This is a genomic window from Bradyrhizobium sp. WSM1253 (assembly GCF_000244935.1).
GTDB classification, from domain to species: Bacteria; Pseudomonadota; Alphaproteobacteria; order Rhizobiales; family Xanthobacteraceae; genus Bradyrhizobium; species Bradyrhizobium canariense.
Map to the genome: position 1 here is coordinate 7,941,031 of NZ_JH600073.1, position 18,899 is coordinate 7,959,929.

The window sequence follows — 18,899 nt, forward strand, 5'->3', positions numbered from 1 at the left end:
ATATTCGTTAGGGGTGTTGAGGATCGCGATGCTTGTGCAAGCTAGCCAAGGCCAGTCCGGCTCGGCGCATGTGGTCGTGCTCGGCAACGAGAAGGGCGGCTCCGGCAAGTCGACCACCGCCCTGCACATCGCAGTCGCGCTTCTGAAAGCCGGCCAGCGCGTCGCCACCATCGACCTCGACTGCCGTCAGCAGAGCTTTACTCACTACATCAACAACCGTTCCGCCTGGGCGCGTCGCACCAAGCTCGACCTCGAACTGCCGCTGCATCGCTGCATCAAGCTCGGCGAGACCATGCAGGTCGCCGAGAACGAGAATTCGGAGTTCCTTCAGTTCATGGAGGCGGTCTCGGCGGTCGAGAGCAGTTTCGACTTCATCGTCATCGATACGCCCGGCACCGACAGCTATTTGATGCGGCTTGCGCACTCGATGGCCGACACGCTGGTGACCCCGATCAACGACAGCTTCCTCGATTTCGATGTGCTCGGCACCGTCGATCCCGCCAATTACGCGGTGACAGGCGAAAGCCACTACGCCGAGATGGTGCGGGATGTCAGGCGCAAGCGCCGCCAGCTCGACGGCGCGACCACCGACTGGATCGTGGTGCGCAACCGGCTGTCGATGCTCGGCTCCCGCAACAAGCAGCTCGTTGCCGAGGGGTTGAAGGATTTGTCGCTACGGCTCGGCTTCCGCTACGTCGACGGCTTCGCCGAACGCGTCGTCTATCGCGAGTTCTTCCCGCGCGGCCTGACCGCGCTGGACGAGATCGACGAGGCGACGCTGGGCATGCGGCCCAATCTCGGCCATCTCACCGCACGGGAGGAGGTGACGAGCCTGCTCCGCCAGCTCAAGCTTCCGCTCGACGAGCGCGGACGCCGCCGCGCGGCCAACCGCGCTGAGTGGTTCAATCAGGTCGACAAGCCGCTCGAGGTCCACGACATCCTCGGCGCCTAGGCGTCGGTATATAGCTACTTCCAGTCGATCCAGCGGCCGGTTCCCACGGGAACCGAGGCCGCACTCAACCGTTTTCACCCCGCGTTTACTGCAAAATTGAACCCGATCGAGACAGGTTGCGTCGGAAGGTGACGTGCACCCTGACGTAGCCGTATGAGAACCGGGTGCCCAAGAAACGTGTGCGCCGCACAATGAAAGGGCTGATGGTTCACAATATTTAGCCTTCCTGTCACGCGGCTGTGACATATATTAGGGAATAGGCGACTAGGGGCCGAAGAGCTCCGGAAGAACACGATTTTCAACAGGGATTCAGGCCGCAAGAGCCTGAGGCTGAGGACGAAAATGAAGCGTGGAATTGCCGTTCTGGTTTCGGTCAGTGCCCTCTGTGGCGTCGCCTATTTCACGGCGAGCAAGTGGGCAATCAGGCACGAGACCATCACCTTCTACGATGCCTCGCGCGACAACCGTGCGGTGCCCGTCGATATCGCGATCCGTCGTGACAAGGAAATGCAGGCTAATGCCGGCATGATCACGATGCCGGTCGCCGTGATCAACCACGGCAACACCGTCAAGAACACCGAGTACGGCTTCCTCGCCAACATTTTCGCCGCGCGCGGCTACCTCGTCGTCAGCCCGCAGCATGATTTGCCGACCGATCCTCCGATGGTGACCAAGCCCGGTGAGATCTATGTTGGCCGGCTGCCGCAGATCCTGCGCGGCGTCGCCAACATCCATCTCGCCATGCAGGAGATGAAGAAGGTTCAGCCCAACGCCGACTACGAAAAGGTGACGATGGTCGGCCACTCCATGGGCGGCGACATCACGATGTATTTCGCCAAGCAGTATCCGGATGAGGTCAAGAAGGTCGTCACGCTCGACAATCTTCGCGTGCCCTTCGTCACCGCCGGCAAGTTCAAGATCCTGTCGTTCCGCTCCACCGATCCGCAGTTCAAGGCCGATGCGGGCGTGATCCCGACCGACGAGGAATGCGAGAAGGCCGGCATCCAGGTCGTGAAGACCGAATTCCAGCACAACGACATGCGCGACACCGGTCCGGACGCGGCCAAGAACTCGATCCAGGGCATGCTCGACAAGTTCCTGAGCGCGACCGACAGCGAAGTGGCGCCGGTCGATACGCAATCGTCCCCGCCCAAGATTCTCGAGCCCGGGCCGGTCGCTTTGATGGCGCCTGCCAAGAGCTGACGCCTTCCTCGTCGTCGATAGCGATTTTCAAAGCCTCCGCCGGCTGCCGCCTGCGGGAGCTTTGCACATTGACCTGGCTGCATGCGCTGACCACATTAGCCGCTCACGCAAGGGTCAAGGAATGTCCGGCGAGCCCATCAAACCGCGCGGCCGCGATGCCGTCTCGGCACAACCAGATGGCGCTGTGCCGCAGGCGGGGACCTCGACATCTGAGGACATTGCCGCCTTCGTCGCCAACGCGCGCGCGCTGTCACCGCATGCGCCCGGTGCGAAAGGGCGGCTGATCTTCGCGCTGGATGCGACGATGAGCCGGCAGCCGACCTGGGACATGGCCTGCGCGCTTCAGGCCGACATGTTCCGTGAGACCGCCGCGCTCGGCAGTCTCGACATCCGGCTCGTCTACTATCGCGGCTTCAACGAGTGCCGCGCCACGGGATGGATCTCCGACAGCGCCAGGCTTGCGACGCTGATGGGCAAGATCGATTGCCGTGGCGGCGACACCCAGATCGGCAAGGTGCTGAGCGAGTCGCGGCGCGAGGCGGTCGCATCCGGCGTGCGCGCCGTTGTCTTCGTCGGCGACGCCATGGAGGAGAACGTCGACGAGCTCTGCGCCAAGGCAGGCGAGCTCGGCATGCTCAAGGTGCCTGTGTTCGTATTTCAGGAAGGCCATGACTCAGTGGCCGAGCAGGCCTTTCGCGAGATCGCGCGTCTGACAGGTGGTGCCTGGTGCCGGTTCGATCCGGGCGCGGCGGCGCAGTTGCGCGAGCTGTTGCGCGCAGCCGCCGCCTACGCGGCCGGCGGACGCGAGGCGCTGTTGCAATTGGCGAAGACCGCAAGTGGCGCGGCCAGGCTGATCGGCCAGATGAAGTAGCGCTGGCGCGCGGTCGGCGGGGGCGCAAGGACACGATGCTTTTTGGCGGTAGGCCGACTATATTCCGGCCATGACCCTGATTGCCGGCGCTATCGCTGTTATTACCCTTTATCTGCTGCTCCAGATGTTCCGTTCGGCCAACCCAGCGGTGCTGGCACGCGCGATCAGGTTCGGTGGCGGCGTGGTCGCGCTGGCTGTCGCAGCGTTCACTGGCTTGAAGGGCGAGCTGGTGGTGGCGATCCCGCTCGGGATATTCGGTGCCGGGCTCCTGGGTTGGACACCGATGGCAAACGCCGGCTTCGGCAATATCGGCGGGCTGTTCGGCGGGGGCGCGACGCGCCCGGCCGGTCAGGCCTCGCGCGTGCGCTCGCAATTCCTGGATATGCGGCTCGATCACGATTCCGGCCAGCTCGGAGGCCGGATCGTCGCCGGGCCTCACGCCGGGCGCGATCTCGATGAGTTCGATCTCGCGGCCCTGCTGGCAATGGTCCCGGCGTTCGACGCCGAGAGCGTGGCCCTACTTGAAAGCTATCTGGACCGCCGGTTTCCCGCTTGGCGTCAGAACGCGCAGGGCGACGCGGCAGGGGGGCAGCGCCGCACGGTGGCGACCGGCAAAATGACGACGGAGGAGGCCTATCAGATCCTTGGCCTGCAGCCGGGGGCGGGGCGTGACGACATCAGCCGGGCTCACAAGTCCCTGATGAAGAAACTGCATCCCGACCAGGGGGGCTCGACGTATCTCGCTGCCCGTGTAAACGAGGCCAAGGATACTCTGCTTCGCACGCATAACGGCTAACTCCGGCACCACGCTACAAACGCTCGTCCCGTGTGAGCTCTGCTTGCTCTGTTTGCCGTCGCCCCGATGCCCGCCATTGTCGGCGTGGTCGATCCCTTGCGTAAAGTTTTAACCGTAAATCCTTGACGAGAGGTTGTCGTGGAACAGCCTCGTCGGCCACCGCGTCCCGAAAATGAAAATGCCCGCGCAAGGCGCGGGCATTTTCATTGGAGCGGTGCGAAAGATCAGTTGCGGACGGTCATGCAGGAGATATCGGCGCGCTTCAGGGTGCGGCAGACGGCTTCGGCCTGGTCGCGGTCGAGCCCGGCGAAGCGGGCGCGGTAGAGCTTGCGATTGTCTTTCGCGACGACCGGCTCGGTGAACGGGTCGGCCTTGCTGAGCAGGCCACGGGCCGAGCTGCGCGCCGCGTCGATGCGCTGCTGGGCTTCGTTCTCGCTCTCGAGCGCGCCGACCTGGACGATCCAGCCGCTGTGGGTGACGACCGGCTTCGTGGTGGCGCTCATGATCGGCTGCAGCGCCGGGTCGGCTGACGCGAGCTTCGCAGCAGCCGGGGCGGGTGCGGCGGCGGTTGCGGCCGGTAAGACGCCGAGGACGCCGTTGCCGGTGCCGAAGCCCGCTGGCTGCCGCGGTAGCTCGGTACGGGCGATCTCGGCCCTCGGAGCTTCCGGTTGGCTGGCGACCTCGGGCTTGTTGATGAGGTCTGCCCGGGCCACGACGGCGCCGGAGGTTTCGGCGACGTCGGAACGGGACGCGATCGTGCTCGTGACCTGCGGTGCGATCTGAGCCGGGGCGGCGGAGGCGACCTTCACGGCGCCGGCCTTGACCTGGACGGTCTTGACCCTGACCGGCTTCATCGGCTCGGACGAGCCGGGGATGATCGAGAGCGGCTGGCTCGAGATCACGCCATTCGTGAGCGGCGCAGGCTCGATCCTGGATTCTGTCGGCCGAACTTCAGGCCTGTTGGCTTCAGATCTGGGCAGAGCCGGCGGCACCGCGGCAGTCGCAGCCGCAAGCGTCGACAGGCGCGCGGCGAGACGCGACGGGGCTGCTTCGGGGGCAGCCGCAGCCTGGACCTGCGGAGCGGAGCGGGTCGGGGTATCCGACGCATCGGCGACTTCGGCAGCGGCATCGGAACCGTTGCGCTCGGTGACCGCGGCGACGGTGTGGGTGGTCGCGGCCTTATCGAGGTTCTCCGCGAGCAGGTTGCGCATGATGGCGTCGCGCGAGCCGCCGCTGCGGCCGCCCAGCACCACGCCGATCAGGTGGCGGTTGCCGCGGCGCATCGAGGTCACGAGATTGAAGCCGGAGGCGCGAGTATAGCCGGTCTTGATGCCGTCCACGCCCTCGACATTCCCGAGCAGATGATTGTGGTTCCGGATCGACTGTCCGCGCCAGTTGAAGGTCGAGGTCGCGAAATAGCGATAGTAGCGCGGAAAGCGCTCCTGGATGGCGCGGCCGAGCGTGGCCTGGTCGCGCGCGGTCGTGACCTGCTCGTCGTTGGGAAGGCCGTTGGCGTTGCGGTAAACCGTCCTGGACATGCCGAGCGAACGCGCCTTGCGCGTCATCATCTGGGCGAAGTCGTCCTCGTCGCCGCCAATCGCTTCCGCGATCACAACGGCTGCGTCGTTGGCGGAGCGGGTGACGAGACCCTTGATCGCGTCCTCGACGCGGATGGTCTGGCCGGCACGCAGGTTCAGCTTGGTCGGATCCTGATCGGCGGCGTGCTGTGAGACCGGCATCTCGGTGTCGAGCTTCATCTTCCCGGACTCGAGACGCTCGAACAGCAGATAGAGCGTCATGATCTTGGTCAGCGAGGCCGGATGGCGGATCCCGTCGGGGCTCGTTGCCTGAAGCACGGAGCCGGAATTGCCGTCGACGATGATCGATGCGAATTTCGGGCTGGAACTCTCGGACACATCGCGCTGCACGCGGTGTTGCGCATAGTGACGCCGGTGGCGCCGCGCCTCGGCAGCATCTGTGGTGAAGATGACCGCACTGGTAACCGCAAGAAGCCCAAAAACGCCAACCCGCGCCAAGCGCGAGGAAGACAAGTTTTTACGAAGCATGAAACCCCGTCCCCGTTTCTGACTTGATCACCGGCTCGTGAGGCGAAATTGTGCCCATGGGACCCTGGATCATTACCTGCTCAGGCTGTCCTCCGCAGGTGTTGGCCGCGGGTGACGTTGGGCCTGAGCCGCTGTTCTGGCTAAGGTGATGTTCTCCAACGGCTTTTGGCCGCTTGTGGAAGTAGAACACGTCCAGGGAATCAAGGTAGGGCGCTGCGGTTTCCAAAAGCTTAAGGAACCATTGCGGGAAACCCCGGGAATCGCGGCGAATTTTGTACGTAATTTGTGCGACGCACAAAATTCTTGACTTTTTTGTGCGTTGCACTAATTGTGAGCAGAGTCAGGGAGCCGGGGCTTCCCGACGAGAGCTAGGGAAAAGGATTCCGAATGTTCAAGGTTGAAGACTTTCAAGGCTACGGGAAAGAGCACTTCGAGCAGTACGTCGCCTCCGCGACCTCGATGCAGCACGGCCTTCAGGCGATCGCCAGCGCCTACGGCGACTACACCAAGAAGTCGTTCGAAGACACCAAGTCCTTCGTCGAGAAGCTTTCCGGCGTGAAGTCGCTGGACAAGGCCGTCGAAGCGCAGACCGAATTCGCCCGTTCCGCCTACGAGTCCTTCGTCGCGGAATCGCAGAAGATCGCAGGCCTTTACAGCGACCTCGCCAAGCAGGCGTTCAAGCCGGTCGAGACCATTGTGTCGAAGTTCACTCCGGCCGCCAGCTAACGTTTCCTGACGTCCTGGAATCAAAAGCCCGGCTGCAACAGCCGGGCTTTTTTTGTGTCGCGGCGTGTCGATCTCAGCGCGCCACGCGCAGCTTGGACAGCGACGTGCCGATGTCCTTGAACACCGAGACGGTCTGATCTGCCTTCGTCACCAGATAGAACTTGTCGGTGCCGCTCGCGCAATATTGCAGTACGCTGGACGTCGGATCGCTCCCGGTGTTCACTTGCACCGTATAGATCGTGATGTTCGCCGCCTTGGCGTTGTCGCACAGTTTCTTCTGCCGCGCGTCGATTTGCCAAGCGTTGCCGTACCAGCGGTTCTGCGTGTTGAGACCGTCGGAGAGCAGCACGATCGCGTCCTTGTAGGTGTAGTTGGCGTCTTTGGCCGGCGCGTTCATGGGATCGCCGGTCGACAGCGTCATCCAGCCCCAGGCGAGGCCAATGCCCTGGTTGGTGTTACCGGTGGGCTTCATGGCGTCGATCCGGCTCTTGAGTGAACTCCAGTCGTAGCTCAGCGGCATGATTGGCTGCAGATAGGACGAACTGCCGGTGTCGCAGTAGGAGTACTGTTCAGCCGGGAACTGCGTTCCCGCGTTGCCGCCCGTGGGCGTCGTGTTCTTGGTGTCGTAGTCCTGGTCGCGGTCGACCACGCATCCCGTCCATGTGTTGTGGTTGGCGGACCTGGTACCGCGGGCCGCGTCCCAATCGGTGAAATCGACCCAGTACTTGCTGTAGTTGCTGGCACCGACGTTGACGTCCTTGGCAAACGGAACAATCGAGATGTAGACGTCGCCATCGGTCTTAGCGAGCGGGCTGAGCTGGTCGACGAGGCTCTTCGCGGCGGTCTGCATCGCCGCCATCTTGCCGTCGTCCGCCATCGACCCCGTGTTGTCGAGCACCAAGGCCACGCGCATGCGCACCAGACCCCAGGCGCTGGTGGAATCGGCGCCGACGTCGAGTGTCGGGAAACCTGCGACCTTCATGAAGGTGGTCGTGTAGGTGCCGGTGCCGGTGACCTGGATGGTGGAGCCCATGCTGGTGCTTGCGGTGTAAGTGGCCGCGATGCTGACCGACGGCAGGGCGTTGGTGGCGGTGAACAGGGCGTTGAAATAAGCCTGCGCTTTGGTGCTGATCTGCGACGCTGTGATGGTGCCGGACGACAGATCCTTGGAGACCATCAGCGAGGTCGAATCGAGGGCCGCCTGCATTGCGGAACGAGCCTGGGCCGCGCGACTGTAATCGATTGCAGCTCCGACGAAGCCTAGAACCGGGAGCAGCGCGATAGCGAAGATCACGGCGATATTGCCTTGTTCGGCCGCTGCAAACCGGGAGAGGTGTCGACCAACAATACGGCTGACAAGGGGCAGGCGAGACATGACGATTCCCGGAAATCTGTGACTTTGCCCGTTTTCGCGCCACGCCATTGAAGGCAGGGTAAATGGATCCGTAGAAAACCGGAGATAACCCGCGCGAAGCCGCCGCAGCCGCGTTACCGGCCGGGTTCCTGGTCAACATCTTCTAAACGGGCGGGGCGGAAGCTTTTGTCAAATCAGTCCGGATTGATTAACCTTGGTGAGGATCGCCCGGACCGGGAATCGGGACCGCCATGGCCGCATCGGCCGAGCTGTCGCACGCTTGCGGCGAGCCGGGGGCAGGCCCATATTCGGTGAAGCCGATCCGGCTTGGACCGGACCGGCTGGAAGCGGCGACCCAACAAGGCGGTGCGCCTGTGCGAAGCTCCGAAGGCCGGGGCTGCGCGGCGAACCGCCATACGCTTCTGTGGGGAATTTGAACGCCTGAGCCATGCCGCAACTGTCTTCCAGACCAGATCCGTCCGCGGCCGCCGCCGCCCACGCCCACGCTCCGCTGATGAGCAACGACGAGAACCGTTCGGGCGGTCCCTCCGCGCCAAACACGTCCGTCATCACCAAGGTCAAGCCGAAGACGAAGCGGCCGAACCTGTACCGTGTGCTGATCCTGAACGACGACTACACGCCGATGGAATTCGTCGTTCATGTGCTGGAGAAATTCTTCCAGAAGGACGCCGAGGCCGCAACCAAGATCATGCTGCACGTACATCATCACGGGATCGGGGAGTGTGGCGTGTTCACCTACGAGATCGCCGAGACCAAGGTGACGCAGGTGATGGATTTCGCTCGCAAGCACCAGCATCCGCTGCAATGCGTGATGGAAAAGAAGTAAGACACGGCGCGTTTGAAGGCGGTTCTTGTGCATGTCGCAGTGTGATTGCCGCGTGATGTCTGCGCGCGATGTTCGTTGCAGACGGCAAAACTACGGAATTTCGGACCGGTGCCGATCGTGCCCAAACCGGAACGGGTTTTGCATCGAAAAATACCGCAGCTGTGCAGCCGCCTGAGTCGCGGAACCGGTCTTTCGCCGCGATCTTGTATAACTATATGTGACAAAGGTTGTTGTTGCCTGACCGGGCGATGGCGATCATGATGGTGGGGGCCATAGAGGACGCGAATGCCGACTTTTTCCCAAAGCCTTGAACAATCCCTGCATCGTGCACTGGCGATCGCAAACGAGCGTCATCACCAATACGCGACGCTCGAGCATCTTTTGCTCTCCCTGATCGACGACTCCGATGCAGCCGCCGTCATGCGCGCCTGTAGCGTCGACCTCGACAAGCTCCGTACGAGCCTCGTCAATTATCTTGAGACCGAATTCGAGAACCTGGTGACGGACGGCGCCGACGACGCCAAGCCGACCGCAGGTTTCCAGCGCGTGATCCAGCGCGCGGTGATCCACGTTCAGTCGTCCGGTCGCGAAGAGGTGACCGGCGCCAACGTGCTGATCGCGATCTTTGCCGAGCGCGAGAGTCATGCCGCGTATTTCCTGCAAGAGCAGGACATGACGCGCTACGACGCCGTCAACTACATCAGCCACGGCATCGCGAAGCGACCGGGCGTCTCCGAGGCACGCCCCGTGCGCGGCGTCGACGAAGAGACCGAGACCAAGGGCAGCGACGACGCCAAGAAGAAGGGCGAGGCGCTCGAGACCTATTGCGTCAACCTCAACAAGAAGGCGCGCGACGGCAAGATCGATCCGGTGATCGGACGCAATTCCGAGATCAACCGCGCGATCCAGGTGCTGTGCCGCCGGCAGAAGAACAATCCGCTGTTCGTGGGCGAGGCCGGCGTCGGCAAGACCGCGATCGCGGAGGGCCTGGCCAAGCGCATCGTCGACAGTGAAGTGCCGGAGGTGCTGGCGGCTGCGACCGTGTTCTCGCTCGACATGGGCACGCTGCTCGCCGGTACGCGCTATCGCGGCGACTTCGAGGAACGCCTGAAGCAGGTGCTGAAGGAACTCGAGGCGCATCCCAACGCCATCCTGTTCATCGATGAGATCCACACCGTGATCGGTGCGGGCGCGACGTCGGGCGGGGCGATGGATGCCTCGAACCTGCTCAAGCCCGCGCTCGCTTCCGGCACCATCCGCTGCATGGGCTCGACCACTTACAAGGAATACCGCCAGCACTTCGAGAAGGACCGCGCGCTGGTGCGGCGCTTCCAGAAGATCGACGTCAACGAGCCGACGGTCGAGGACGCGATCGCAATCCTCAAGGGACTCAAGCCGTACTTCGAAGACTACCACCGGCTGAAATACACCAATGAGGCGATCGAGGCTGCGGTGCAGCTCTCTTCGCGCTACATCCACGACCGCAAGCTGCCGGACAAGGCGATCGACGTGATCGACGAATCCGGCGCGGCGCAGATGCTGGTCGCCGAGAACAAGCGCAAGAAGACCATCGGCATCAAGGAGATCGAGACCACGATCGCTTCGATGGCGCGGATCCCGCCGAAGAGCGTGTCGAAGGACGATGCCGAGGTGCTCAAGCATCTCGAGCAGACCCTGAAGCGCACCGTGTTCGGTCAGGACAAGGCGATCGAATCGCTCGCCGCTTCGATCAAGCTGGCGCGAGCCGGCCTGCGCGAGCCGGAGAAGCCGATCGGCTGCTATCTGTTCTCGGGTCCGACCGGCGTCGGCAAGACCGAGGTCGCAAAGCAACTCGCGGCGTCGCTCGGCGTCGAGCTGTTGCGCTTCGACATGTCCGAATACATGGAGCGGCACACCGTGTCGCGCCTGATCGGCGCGCCTCCCGGCTATGTCGGCTTCGATCAGGGCGGCCTGCTCACCGACGGCGTCGACCAGCATCCGCATTGCGTGGTGCTGCTCGACGAGATCGAGAAGGCGCATCCCGATCTCTATAACGTGCTGCTCCAGATCATGGATCACGGCCGGCTCACCGACCACAACGGCAAGCAGGTCAACTTCCGCAACGTGATCCTGATCATGACCACGAATGCGGGCGCGTCCGATCTCGCCAAGCAGGCGTTCGGCTTCACGCGTTCGAAGCGGGAAGGCGACGACCACGAGGCGATCAACCGGCAGTTTGCTCCGGAATTCCGCAACCGTCTTGATGCCGTCGTGTCGTTCGGCCATCTCAGCGTCGAGGTGATCGGTACGGTGGTCGAGAAGTTCGTGCTTCAGCTCGAAGCGCAACTCGGCGATCGCGACGTCACCATCGAGCTGTCCGAGCCCGCCAAGACCTGGCTGGTGAAGCATGGTTACGACGAGCAGATGGGCGCACGTCCCATGGCTCGCGTGATCCAGGAGCACATCAAGAAGCCGCTGGCCGACGAGGTGCTGTTCGGCAAGCTCAAGGGTGGCGGCCATGTCCGCGTCGTTCTGATCAAGGACGAGGCCGACGAGAGCAAGGACAAGATCGGCTTCGAGTTCGTCGAGGGTCCGGTCACGCCGAAGCAGGAGAAGCTCCCGGGTGCCCGCAAGCGCCCGCCGGGCAAGTCCAAGCCCGGTGGCCCCGGCGGCTCGAAGGGGCCGACCAAGAGCCCGCTGGTCAAGGTTTGATCTGCCACGCGATGAATTGAAAAGGCCGGCTGCAGAGCCGGCCTTTTTGTTTGGCGCTGGATGTTGCCTCGTGGCGGGGCCGGGCAGGAACTAGGCTCAGGTAGCCGATCCCGTCGTGCCGACCTTACGTCCCAGCCTCCGGCGCGCGGGGCGGCCGAGGCTTTTTCGGAGCGCGCGGCGCTGCGTGCGGGACAGAGGGCTGCATGGTTACGATAACCGGATTCGGCTTGTGATCGGTTGCCGCCCCGGTCGCTGCATCGACGCCCATGCCGACGACGCCGCCGAGCAAGAGATTGCCCGCAAAGCCGGCGGCTCCGCCGGTCTGTATGTCTCGGCTGAGCGGAACGACCTGCGGTTCATAGCCTTCCTTCTGGAAGGCAATCGAGATGTCGGCGCTGCGTTTGACGACCACTGAGCAGGGCGTGGTGCAGGTGGTTGAAACTTCCATTCCGCTGACAATTGCTTCCACGCCTGACGGTGTTGATGAGATGCTGATATTTTCGGTCGTGCCGCGCGTGACAGACGCGCAGCCGCCCAGCATGACGCTGAGCGCCACAATTCCAAATGATCGCATGAAGTGCCCCTTATTCCCCGACGCCATTGAAGCGCAACCACAGCGGGAGGGCAATACGTCATTGGTTCAGATAGTTAAGCTACGCACCGGTTGTGTATAGGAAGGGTGGTAGCGTGCGCGTGGGCTCGGCTAGTCACCGCGCAGGCGCTGGTCGTCCTGCACACGAACATGCTCGGCGCCGCGCGCGCCCGCGGGCGACAGCCGCAACATGCTCAGCGCCGCGCCGCAGAGCGCGAAGCCGACGCCGGTCAGCAACGCGATCCTGGTTCCCTCGATCGGATAGCGGCCGAGGAACAGCGCGACCAGCGCTGCGCCGGTGGTCTGCCCAAGCAGCCGCGCCGTCCCCAGCATGCCGCTGGCGCCGCCGGCACGCTCGCGCGGGGCGGCTGCGATCATGGTGCGGTTGTTGGGGGTCTGGAACAGGCCGAAGCCGGCGCCGGCCAGCGCCATCCGCCAGATCACGTCGAGCGGCGTGGGCGCCGCCGGCAGCAAGGCGAGCGCAGCGAGGCCGCAGGCGAACAGCGTGAGGCCGATGCCGCCGAGCAGGCCTGCCGGATAATGCTCGACCAGGCGACCGGCGAGGGGTGCTGCGAACGCGACCGCGATCGGCCAAGGCGTGATCAGGAGCCCCATATGCACCGCCGAATAGCCGAAGCGGCTTTGGAGGTAGAAGGGGATCGCGACGAAGGCCAGCATTTGCCCGCAGAACGAGGCGATCGAGGTTGCAATCGACAGCGCGAACACCGGGATGCGCAACAGGTCGATCGGCAGCAGCGGCGAGGCCATGTGGGTCTCGCGGTAGATCAGCAGTGCGCCGGCGACGAGCGCGATTGCGAACTGCACGAGGCAGGTGATCGCCGCTTCGCCATGACCGACGCTATCGACGGCCGCGATGCCGACGCCGAAAGTGATCGCGGACAACCCCGCGCTCTGCCAGTCGAAGGAATGGCTCGCAGGCCTGGTGTGCGGCAGGCTGCGCAGGCCAAGCACCAATGTCACCACGCCGAGCGGGACGTTGATGGCGAACAGCCAGGGCCAGCTGCCGAACGCGAGGATGCCGGCGGCGAGCGTCGGGCCGACCGCGGCCGAGAAGGCGACGACGAGGGCGTTGAGCCCGATGCCGCGGCCGAGTTGGCTGCGGGGGTAAGTGAAGCGCACCAGCGCCGCGTTGACGCTCATGATGCCGGCCGCGCCGAACCCCTGCACGATGCGTGCAATCGTGAGGAGCGGCAGCGTGTGCGCCAGCGCGCAGAATGCGGAGGCAAGCGTGAACAGCACCAGCCCGACCAGATAGACGCGGCGATAGCCGACGATCTCGCCGAGCGAAGCCAGCGGCAGCAGCGAGATCGTGATCGCGAGCTGGTAGCCGTTGACGATCCAGATCGAGAACGCCGGGCTTGCATCGAGGTCGGCCGCGATCGTCGGCAGCGCGACGTTGGCGATGGCGCTGTCGACCACTGCCATGATGATGCCGAGCGCAATCGTCAGGACCGCCTGGCCACGCTGCGGCTGCGGCAGGCCGTCGGCGTGCTCCATGGGGGCTGGCGACATGATGGCGGCGGGCTTGATTCGAGCCGTGGTTCGTCTCCGGACTAGGAAATTGCGAGATGCATCGCAACCCGGCAGGATACGGGCGGTTCCTGCGCCCGGCGCGGGTCTCCCGGCACCGCGGGCATGGGTCGGAACGGCCTTCGCGGGCTCACCAGCGCGAGATCGACTTCCCGAAAACATAGAGCGCGACGAGCCCAACCGTCACCGCGGTCGAGACGATCCGGATGGTGCGGTCCCAATCGATCCCGCTCCGCTCGGCGCGGTTGAGATTGAGAGCGGTGAACAGAGCCTTCATGGCAAATCGGCGCATCGGGCGGCCTCGCGGGAGCGCACGATGCCACTGTCGGCGCGGGCCGGATTGATGCAGCTCAAGCCGGACTGCGCCGCGCGCGCGCGGTCGCTACACCGGCGGCGGGTTGCGGTCGGTGAAGGCCGTGCGCTGGTGCCAGTAAGGATAGGGCAGCGTCACCTTGCTCGCCGTATCGAGCTTGGCGATCTGGTCCTTGGTCAACGACCAGCCGACCGCGCCGAGATTTTCGCGCAGCTGCCCGTGCGTCAATGCCGCGACTGGCTCTGCCGGAAATCGCGCGGTGACATCCCGAAATGCTCGCGGAAGACGCGGCCAAAATGCGAGAGGTCGTTGAAGCCCCATGCGAAGGCGATCTCGCTGATGTGGCGGTGAGCGAGCACGGGGGAGACGAGATCGCGTCTGCATTGAGCGAGGCGCTCACCGAGGACGTAGCGCTGGAACGAGGTTTCCTCGTCGGCGAGGAGATCGTTGACATAGCGGGACGAAATGCCGAGCGCCGCTGCGGTCTCGGACAGCGAGAGGTCGGGATCGGCAAGATGAGCCCGGATATGCGCCTTCAATCGGTAGAGCAGGGCGGAGCGATGGGTCGAGGACGGCAGCGGCGTCTTGCCTAGCCGCTCGCCCAGCGCCATCGCCAGGACATCGACGGCCTGTTCCGACAGCGCGGCGGCGTGGTGCGGATCGATCTGATCCGCGCTCTGGCAAAGCCGGTAGATGAAATCGTAGGCGATCCTCTGCAGTGCCGAGTCTGGTCCGAAAGCGCTGGCGGTTAGGGTTTCGGTCGCGCTGAGCCGGCGCTGCAGCATCTCGCGCGGCACCTTGAAGATGGTCTGCGTGAAGATGCCGTCGAATTTCAGCTCGTAGGGCCGGGTGGTGTCATAGAGCGCAAACTCTCCCGGGTGCACCACGGCCTCGCGGCCGTCCTGCACCACGCCGCCGGTGCCGCGATTGCCGAGCGCGATCAGGATGAAATCCTGATCCGAGCGCGCGATGCGCGAGGGCGTGCGCAACACGTGCTGACGGTCGGAACAGACCTCGGAGCATTCCGCCTTGCCCAGTGGCGCCCGGGTGACCGAGCCGCGAAAGGCGTTGCCAAGATCGGACTTGCAGTCGAGCCCGACAAAGACGTCGCAGACAATATCCTGCCAGAGCGCAAGGCGGCGGTGGCCTGGGCTGTCGTCTGTGGTGAACTGGATCGGCATCTGCAAAGCCTCCCTTTCACATCCCGCAATATCGCGTGTCGGCGCAGGTCCCGCCTGAAAGGCAAATCCCGTACCGGGTCGGCGAATCCCGTCCGGTCGAGTTTTTGTTCCGCCGCGGTCGAGCGCCCGCCGTCCCGGCTTGGTCAAATAGACTGCATCGGACCTGGCTTCCGATCAACCGGCAAGGGAGGTGGGAATGGGCATCGAACATCCGAAATACAAGGTCGCGGTGGTGCAGGCGGCGCCTGCCTGGCTCGATCTCGACGCCTCGATCGACAAGTCGATCGCCCTGATCAGGGACGCCGCCGAGAAGGGCGCAAAGCTGATCGCCTTTCCGGAAGCCTTCATCCCCGGCTACCCCTGGCACATCTGGATGGATTCCCCGGCCTGGGCGATCGGCCGCGGCTTCGTGCAGCGCTATTTCGACAATTCGTTGTCTTATGACAGTCCGCAGGCCGAGCGGCTGCGCGACGCCGTGCACAAGGCCAAGCTCACTGCCGTGCTCGGCCTGTCCGAGCGCGACGGCGGCAGTCTTTATCTGGCGCAATGGCTGATCGGGCCGGATGGCGAGACCATCGCAAAGCGCCGCAAGCTGCGGCCGACCCATGCCGAGCGCACGGTCTATGGCGAGGGCGACGGCAGCGATCTCGCCGTGCATGCGCGGCCCGACATCGGCCGCATCGGCGCACTGTGCTGCTGGGAGCATCTCCAGCCGCTGTCGAAATACGCGATGTATGCCCAGAACGAGCAGGTCCATGTCGCGGCCTGGCCGAGCTTTTCGCTCTACGATCCGTTCGCGCCGGCGCTCGGCGCCGAGGTGAATAACGCCGCCTCGCGCGTCTATGCCGTGGAGGGCTCCTGCTTCGTGCTTGCCCCTTGCGCAACGGTCTCGCAAGCGATGATCGACGAGCTGTGTGATCGACCGGACAAGCATGCGCTGTTGCATGCCGGCGGTGGCTTCGCTGCGATCTATGGTCCCGACGGCAGCCAGATCGGCGATAAGCTCGCGCCGGACCAGGAGGGCCTCTTGATCGCCGAGATCGATCTTGGCGCCATCGGTGTCGCCAAGAACGCCGCTGATCCAGCCGGGCATTATTCGCGCCCCGACGTGACGCGGCTCCTGCTCAACAAGAAGCGCTACCAGCGCGTCGAGCAGTTTGCGCTGCCGGTCGACACCGTCGAGCCCACGGACATCGCCGCGGCGGCGAGCTGATCGCCGGAATCGAGGGAGGCACGCTCATGGAATCCGCAATTCCTCTGCATCTCGAGACCCCGCGCACGCGCCACAAGCGCGTGCCGGACGATTACCAGCCGCCATACCCGTCCTTCGTGGCGCGCTATAAGCCTGCGGTGAACCGGGTCGTGATGGCCTATTTCGGCCTTCAATATCGCGGCACGGCGCCGGCGGCTGCGACCGACGCGCTCGCCGACATCGCGGAACGGTTTGCCGCGGAAGGCGGGCCCTCGCATTGGGACCGCGCGCAATACGTTGATCAGGCCGGTTACGAGAACGTCGTCTCCGTGGCCTATTGGGACGACATTGCGCGGTTCGACAAATGGTTTGCACCGGCGCGCGAGGCCTGGACCGGAACGCAGCGCGAGGGCATCGGCACTTTCATCGAGGTGCTGCGCCCCACGGTGGCGCGGCACGAGACGCTGTTTTCCTCGCTCGGCCGGCCGGAGGGCGTCGCCGCTATCGCCGGCGGCATGAGCGGCGAGGTGCAGGAGCACGCCTATTGGGGCGGCATGCGTGATCGCATCCCGCTGTCGCAGACTGATCCAATGTCGCCGGGCGGCAATCCCGAATTGATCCGCGACGGCGCGCGGCTGCGCGTGCAGGCGCACGACAATCTCTGCCTGATCCGATCAGGCCAGGATTGGAGCGATACCGAGACCTCGGAGCGAAAGCTCTATCTCGACGACGTCGAACCGGTGTTGCGCGAGGGCATGGATTTCCTGCGCGATGAGGGCCTCGGCATCGGCTGCTACGCCAACCGTTACATGGGCGTGCTGGCAGCCGACGGGAGCGCGAGTGAAAAGTCCTATGGTCAAAGCTGGTGGAAGAGCCTGGCAGCGCTGGAGCGGTGGGCGGAATCGCATCCGACCCACGTCAGGATATTCGGCGCCGCGATGAAGTACCTGTCGACGCTCGGCCCTTCAGCAAAACTGCGGCTCTATCACGAGGTCACTGTGGCGGCTGCAGACGAGCAGTTCTTCGAGTATCTGAACTGTCACGCCAGGACCGGCATGCTGGCGGCGATAGAGACCGTCAGCGCTTGATCGGCTAGATCACGCAATGACCGAGCAGCTCCGAATGCGCGGCGCAGATGTGATGCGCGCCGGCGTCCCGCAGCTCGGCCTCGCTGCCGTAGCCATAGAGCACGCCGATCGCGGTCATGCCGTTGGTGCGGGCGCCGACCACGTCATGGCTGCGGTCGCCGATCATGATCGCGCTGGCGGGATCGACCCTGGCTTCGTCGAGCGCGTAGCGCAGCAGGTCGCGCTTGTCGACGCGCGTGCCGTCGAGCTCGGAACCGAACACGCGCTCGAAATACGGTTTCAGGCCAAAATGCTCGACGATACGGGTGGCGTAGACCGCGGGCTTGCTGGTCGCCACGAACATGCGCGGTGTTGTCGCGGCAAGCGTTGTCAGCGTGTCCACGATGCCTGCATAGGCTTCGTTCTCGAACAGGCCGACATCGCTGAAGCGCTCGCGATAGAGCAGCAGCGCCCGGTCGGCGAGTTCCGCGCTGCCCGTGAGCTTTTGCAGGCTGGCATGCAGCGGCGGGCCGATGCACCAGGTCAGCTCCTCCGCGCTCGGCACCGCGACGTTGAGCCGCTCCAGGGCGTACTGGATCGAGCGCGTGATCCCGGGCTTCGGGTCGGTCAGCGTGCCGTCGAGATCGAAATAGATTGTAACCATGTCGCCACGCCTGTGTTGATACCGCCGCCTATTGCTTGACCTAAACGAGGCCACGGACCAAGGCAAACGCGCAACCATTGTCAGGCCGAAAATCGCCTTCTTGATACCGCGTATCCCTTAAAGCTCGCTATTCGCGGGAGGGAAGCGTAGAGTCGCGCCATCACCGCCTTCCATTGGCATCGACCGGTGACTGAGGGTCACCAGCGCTCCCGCCGACTAAGCAGGAGCGTGTATGACTCGATTTCGTCTGGTCGACTGGATCCGCCGGAGAGCGCTTCTCGTCGCATTGATGCTTGCCATATTGATACTTGGCACACTGTCGCAAGGCGCTGTCGCGGCAGGGCCGGACTGCCGGGCGATCGAAAGCACGAGCGGACGTCTCGCCTGCTACGATGCTGCGTTTCCTCCAAAGGAAAGAAAGCCCGCTGCTGCGGAGAACGATGGGTCCCGTGCTGCCTACAAGGACCCGTTCGTTGCGGAAGAGGCCAGAACCGCAGCGAAGCTGAAGAACATCTGCCGCGGCTGTTGAGGGTTGCTCGTTCGCCGCGTCTTGTTAATGGCGAATCCGGACGAGAGATCGGGACGATTTTTTTCAGGAGAGGCCGGATGAGCGAGCGACTTGAAACTCTGAAGAAGGCCCGTGATCGCATGATCGAGGACAGGGATGCGCATGCGAAAGTGCTGGCCGCTCCGTTTGTGCGCGACACGGCCGAGCGAGCGCGCAACAAGTTCATCGAGATCCAGGCGCTGATCGATGCCCTCGACCGCGCCATCCGGGGCGAAATCCCGGGTCCGGTCAAGAACTAGGGCGGTAGGCAGCGACACCGGCAGGA

18 protein-coding genes and 1 pseudogene are annotated in these 18,899 nt (G+C 64.1%); 11 read left to right on the top strand and 8 right to left on the bottom strand.

Annotation, left to right across the window (positions count from 1 at the left end; translation table 11 throughout):
- Nucleotides 1-28 precede the first annotated feature (28 nt).
- The 4 genes from BRA1253DRAFT_RS38510 to BRA1253DRAFT_RS38525 all read left to right on the top strand — a co-directional run bounded on the left by BRA1253DRAFT_RS38510 (nucleotide 29) and on the right by BRA1253DRAFT_RS38525 (nucleotide 3,822).
- Nucleotides 29-952, top strand: a complete 924-nt coding sequence (locus BRA1253DRAFT_RS38510; RefSeq protein ID WP_007603231.1) for a division plane positioning ATPase MipZ — start codon at nucleotides 29-31, stop codon at nucleotides 950-952.
- A 342-nt stretch (nucleotides 953-1,294) separates the two neighbouring features.
- On the top strand, nucleotides 1,295-2,155 hold the full coding sequence (locus BRA1253DRAFT_RS38515; protein WP_007603233.1) for an alpha/beta fold hydrolase: 861 nt from the start codon (nucleotides 1,295-1,297) through the stop codon (nucleotides 2,153-2,155).
- Between the two features lie 121 nt (nucleotides 2,156-2,276).
- Nucleotides 2,277-3,026 (top strand): hypothetical protein, encoded by a 750-nt coding sequence (locus BRA1253DRAFT_RS38520; RefSeq protein WP_007603235.1) that lies wholly within the window; start codon nucleotides 2,277-2,279, stop codon nucleotides 3,024-3,026.
- A 70-nt stretch (nucleotides 3,027-3,096) separates the two neighbouring features.
- Complete coding sequence (locus BRA1253DRAFT_RS38525) at nucleotides 3,097-3,822, top strand: DnaJ domain-containing protein (RefSeq protein ID WP_007603236.1); 726 nt, start codon at nucleotides 3,097-3,099, stop codon at nucleotides 3,820-3,822.
- Between the two features lie 224 nt (nucleotides 3,823-4,046).
- Here the strand turns inward: BRA1253DRAFT_RS38525 and BRA1253DRAFT_RS38530 are convergent, their stop codons facing one another.
- On the bottom strand, nucleotides 4,047-5,888 hold the full coding sequence (locus BRA1253DRAFT_RS38530; protein WP_007603237.1) for a D-alanyl-D-alanine carboxypeptidase: 1,842 nt from the start codon (nucleotides 5,886-5,888) through the stop codon (nucleotides 4,047-4,049).
- A gap of 387 nt (nucleotides 5,889-6,275) precedes the next feature.
- Here BRA1253DRAFT_RS38530 and BRA1253DRAFT_RS38535 point away from each other — a divergent pair, with 387 nt between their 5' ends.
- Nucleotides 6,276-6,614 carry a phasin family protein gene (locus BRA1253DRAFT_RS38535; RefSeq protein ID WP_007603238.1) on the top strand — a complete coding sequence of 113 codons (339 nt, stop codon included), beginning with the start codon at nucleotides 6,276-6,278 and terminating at the stop codon, nucleotides 6,612-6,614.
- Between the two features lie 73 nt (nucleotides 6,615-6,687).
- Here BRA1253DRAFT_RS38535 and BRA1253DRAFT_RS38540 read toward each other — a convergent pair whose 3' ends face one another.
- Nucleotides 6,688-7,989, bottom strand: a complete 1,302-nt coding sequence (locus BRA1253DRAFT_RS38540) for a pilus assembly protein TadG-related protein (protein WP_007603239.1) — start codon at nucleotides 7,987-7,989, stop codon at nucleotides 6,688-6,690.
- Nucleotides 7,990-8,482: 493 nt separating this feature from the next.
- Here BRA1253DRAFT_RS38540 and clpS point away from each other — a divergent pair, with 493 nt between their 5' ends.
- Complete coding sequence (clpS, locus tag BRA1253DRAFT_RS38545) at nucleotides 8,483-8,815, top strand: ATP-dependent Clp protease adapter ClpS (RefSeq protein ID WP_018455182.1); 333 nt, start codon at nucleotides 8,483-8,485, stop codon at nucleotides 8,813-8,815.
- A gap of 285 nt (nucleotides 8,816-9,100) precedes the next feature.
- Nucleotides 9,101-11,506: an ATP-dependent Clp protease ATP-binding subunit ClpA gene (gene clpA, locus BRA1253DRAFT_RS38550; RefSeq protein WP_007603241.1), complete on the top strand. Its 2,406-nt coding sequence runs from the start codon at nucleotides 9,101-9,103 to the stop codon at nucleotides 11,504-11,506.
- Between the two features lie 124 nt (nucleotides 11,507-11,630).
- Here clpA and BRA1253DRAFT_RS38555 read toward each other — a convergent pair whose 3' ends face one another.
- From BRA1253DRAFT_RS38555 to BRA1253DRAFT_RS38570, 5 genes and pseudogenes are all read right to left on the bottom strand, one after another.
- Complete coding sequence (locus BRA1253DRAFT_RS38555; protein WP_007603242.1) at nucleotides 11,631-12,080, bottom strand: PEGA domain-containing protein; 450 nt, start codon at nucleotides 12,078-12,080, stop codon at nucleotides 11,631-11,633.
- Between the two features lie 129 nt (nucleotides 12,081-12,209).
- A complete protein-coding gene (locus BRA1253DRAFT_RS38560) occupies nucleotides 12,210-13,631 on the bottom strand; it encodes an MFS transporter (protein WP_051058504.1) in 1,422 nt (473 codons plus the stop codon).
- A gap of 148 nt (nucleotides 13,632-13,779) precedes the next feature.
- Nucleotides 13,780-13,941: a hypothetical protein gene (locus BRA1253DRAFT_RS44835; protein ID WP_007603245.1), complete on the bottom strand. Its 162-nt coding sequence runs from the start codon at nucleotides 13,939-13,941 to the stop codon at nucleotides 13,780-13,782.
- Between the two features lie 90 nt (nucleotides 13,942-14,031).
- A pseudogene (locus tag BRA1253DRAFT_RS44110) lies at nucleotides 14,032-14,184 on the bottom strand (aldo/keto reductase); the annotation flags it as partial.
- Nucleotides 14,185-14,186: 2 nt separating this feature from the next.
- Entirely contained in the window at nucleotides 14,187-15,143 is a 957-nt protein-coding gene (locus BRA1253DRAFT_RS38570; protein WP_007603246.1) for a helix-turn-helix domain-containing protein, read from the bottom strand.
- A 196-nt stretch (nucleotides 15,144-15,339) separates the two neighbouring features.
- Between BRA1253DRAFT_RS38570 and BRA1253DRAFT_RS38575 the strand changes: the two genes are divergently transcribed.
- Nucleotides 15,340-16,356: a carbon-nitrogen hydrolase family protein gene (locus BRA1253DRAFT_RS38575; RefSeq protein ID WP_007603247.1), complete on the top strand. Its 1,017-nt coding sequence runs from the start codon at nucleotides 15,340-15,342 to the stop codon at nucleotides 16,354-16,356.
- Nucleotides 16,357-16,382: 26 nt separating this feature from the next.
- Nucleotides 16,383-17,423, top strand: coding sequence for a phenylacetaldoxime dehydratase family protein (locus BRA1253DRAFT_RS38580; protein WP_007603249.1), 1,041 nt, complete (start codon nucleotides 16,383-16,385; stop codon nucleotides 17,421-17,423).
- A gap of 4 nt (nucleotides 17,424-17,427) precedes the next feature.
- On the opposite strand, the gene BRA1253DRAFT_RS38585 is transcribed toward BRA1253DRAFT_RS38580, so the two are convergent.
- Complete coding sequence (locus BRA1253DRAFT_RS38585; RefSeq protein ID WP_007603250.1) at nucleotides 17,428-18,066, bottom strand: HAD family hydrolase; 639 nt, start codon at nucleotides 18,064-18,066, stop codon at nucleotides 17,428-17,430.
- Between the two features lie 232 nt (nucleotides 18,067-18,298).
- On the opposite strand from BRA1253DRAFT_RS38585, the gene BRA1253DRAFT_RS38590 reads away from it, so the two are divergent.
- Nucleotides 18,299-18,595: a hypothetical protein gene (locus tag BRA1253DRAFT_RS38590; protein ID WP_007603251.1), complete on the top strand. Its 297-nt coding sequence runs from the start codon at nucleotides 18,299-18,301 to the stop codon at nucleotides 18,593-18,595.
- 77 nt (nucleotides 18,596-18,672) lie between these two features.
- Complete coding sequence (locus tag BRA1253DRAFT_RS38595) at nucleotides 18,673-18,873, top strand: hypothetical protein (RefSeq protein WP_007603252.1); 201 nt, start codon at nucleotides 18,673-18,675, stop codon at nucleotides 18,871-18,873.
- Nucleotides 18,874-18,899 lie beyond the last annotated feature (26 nt).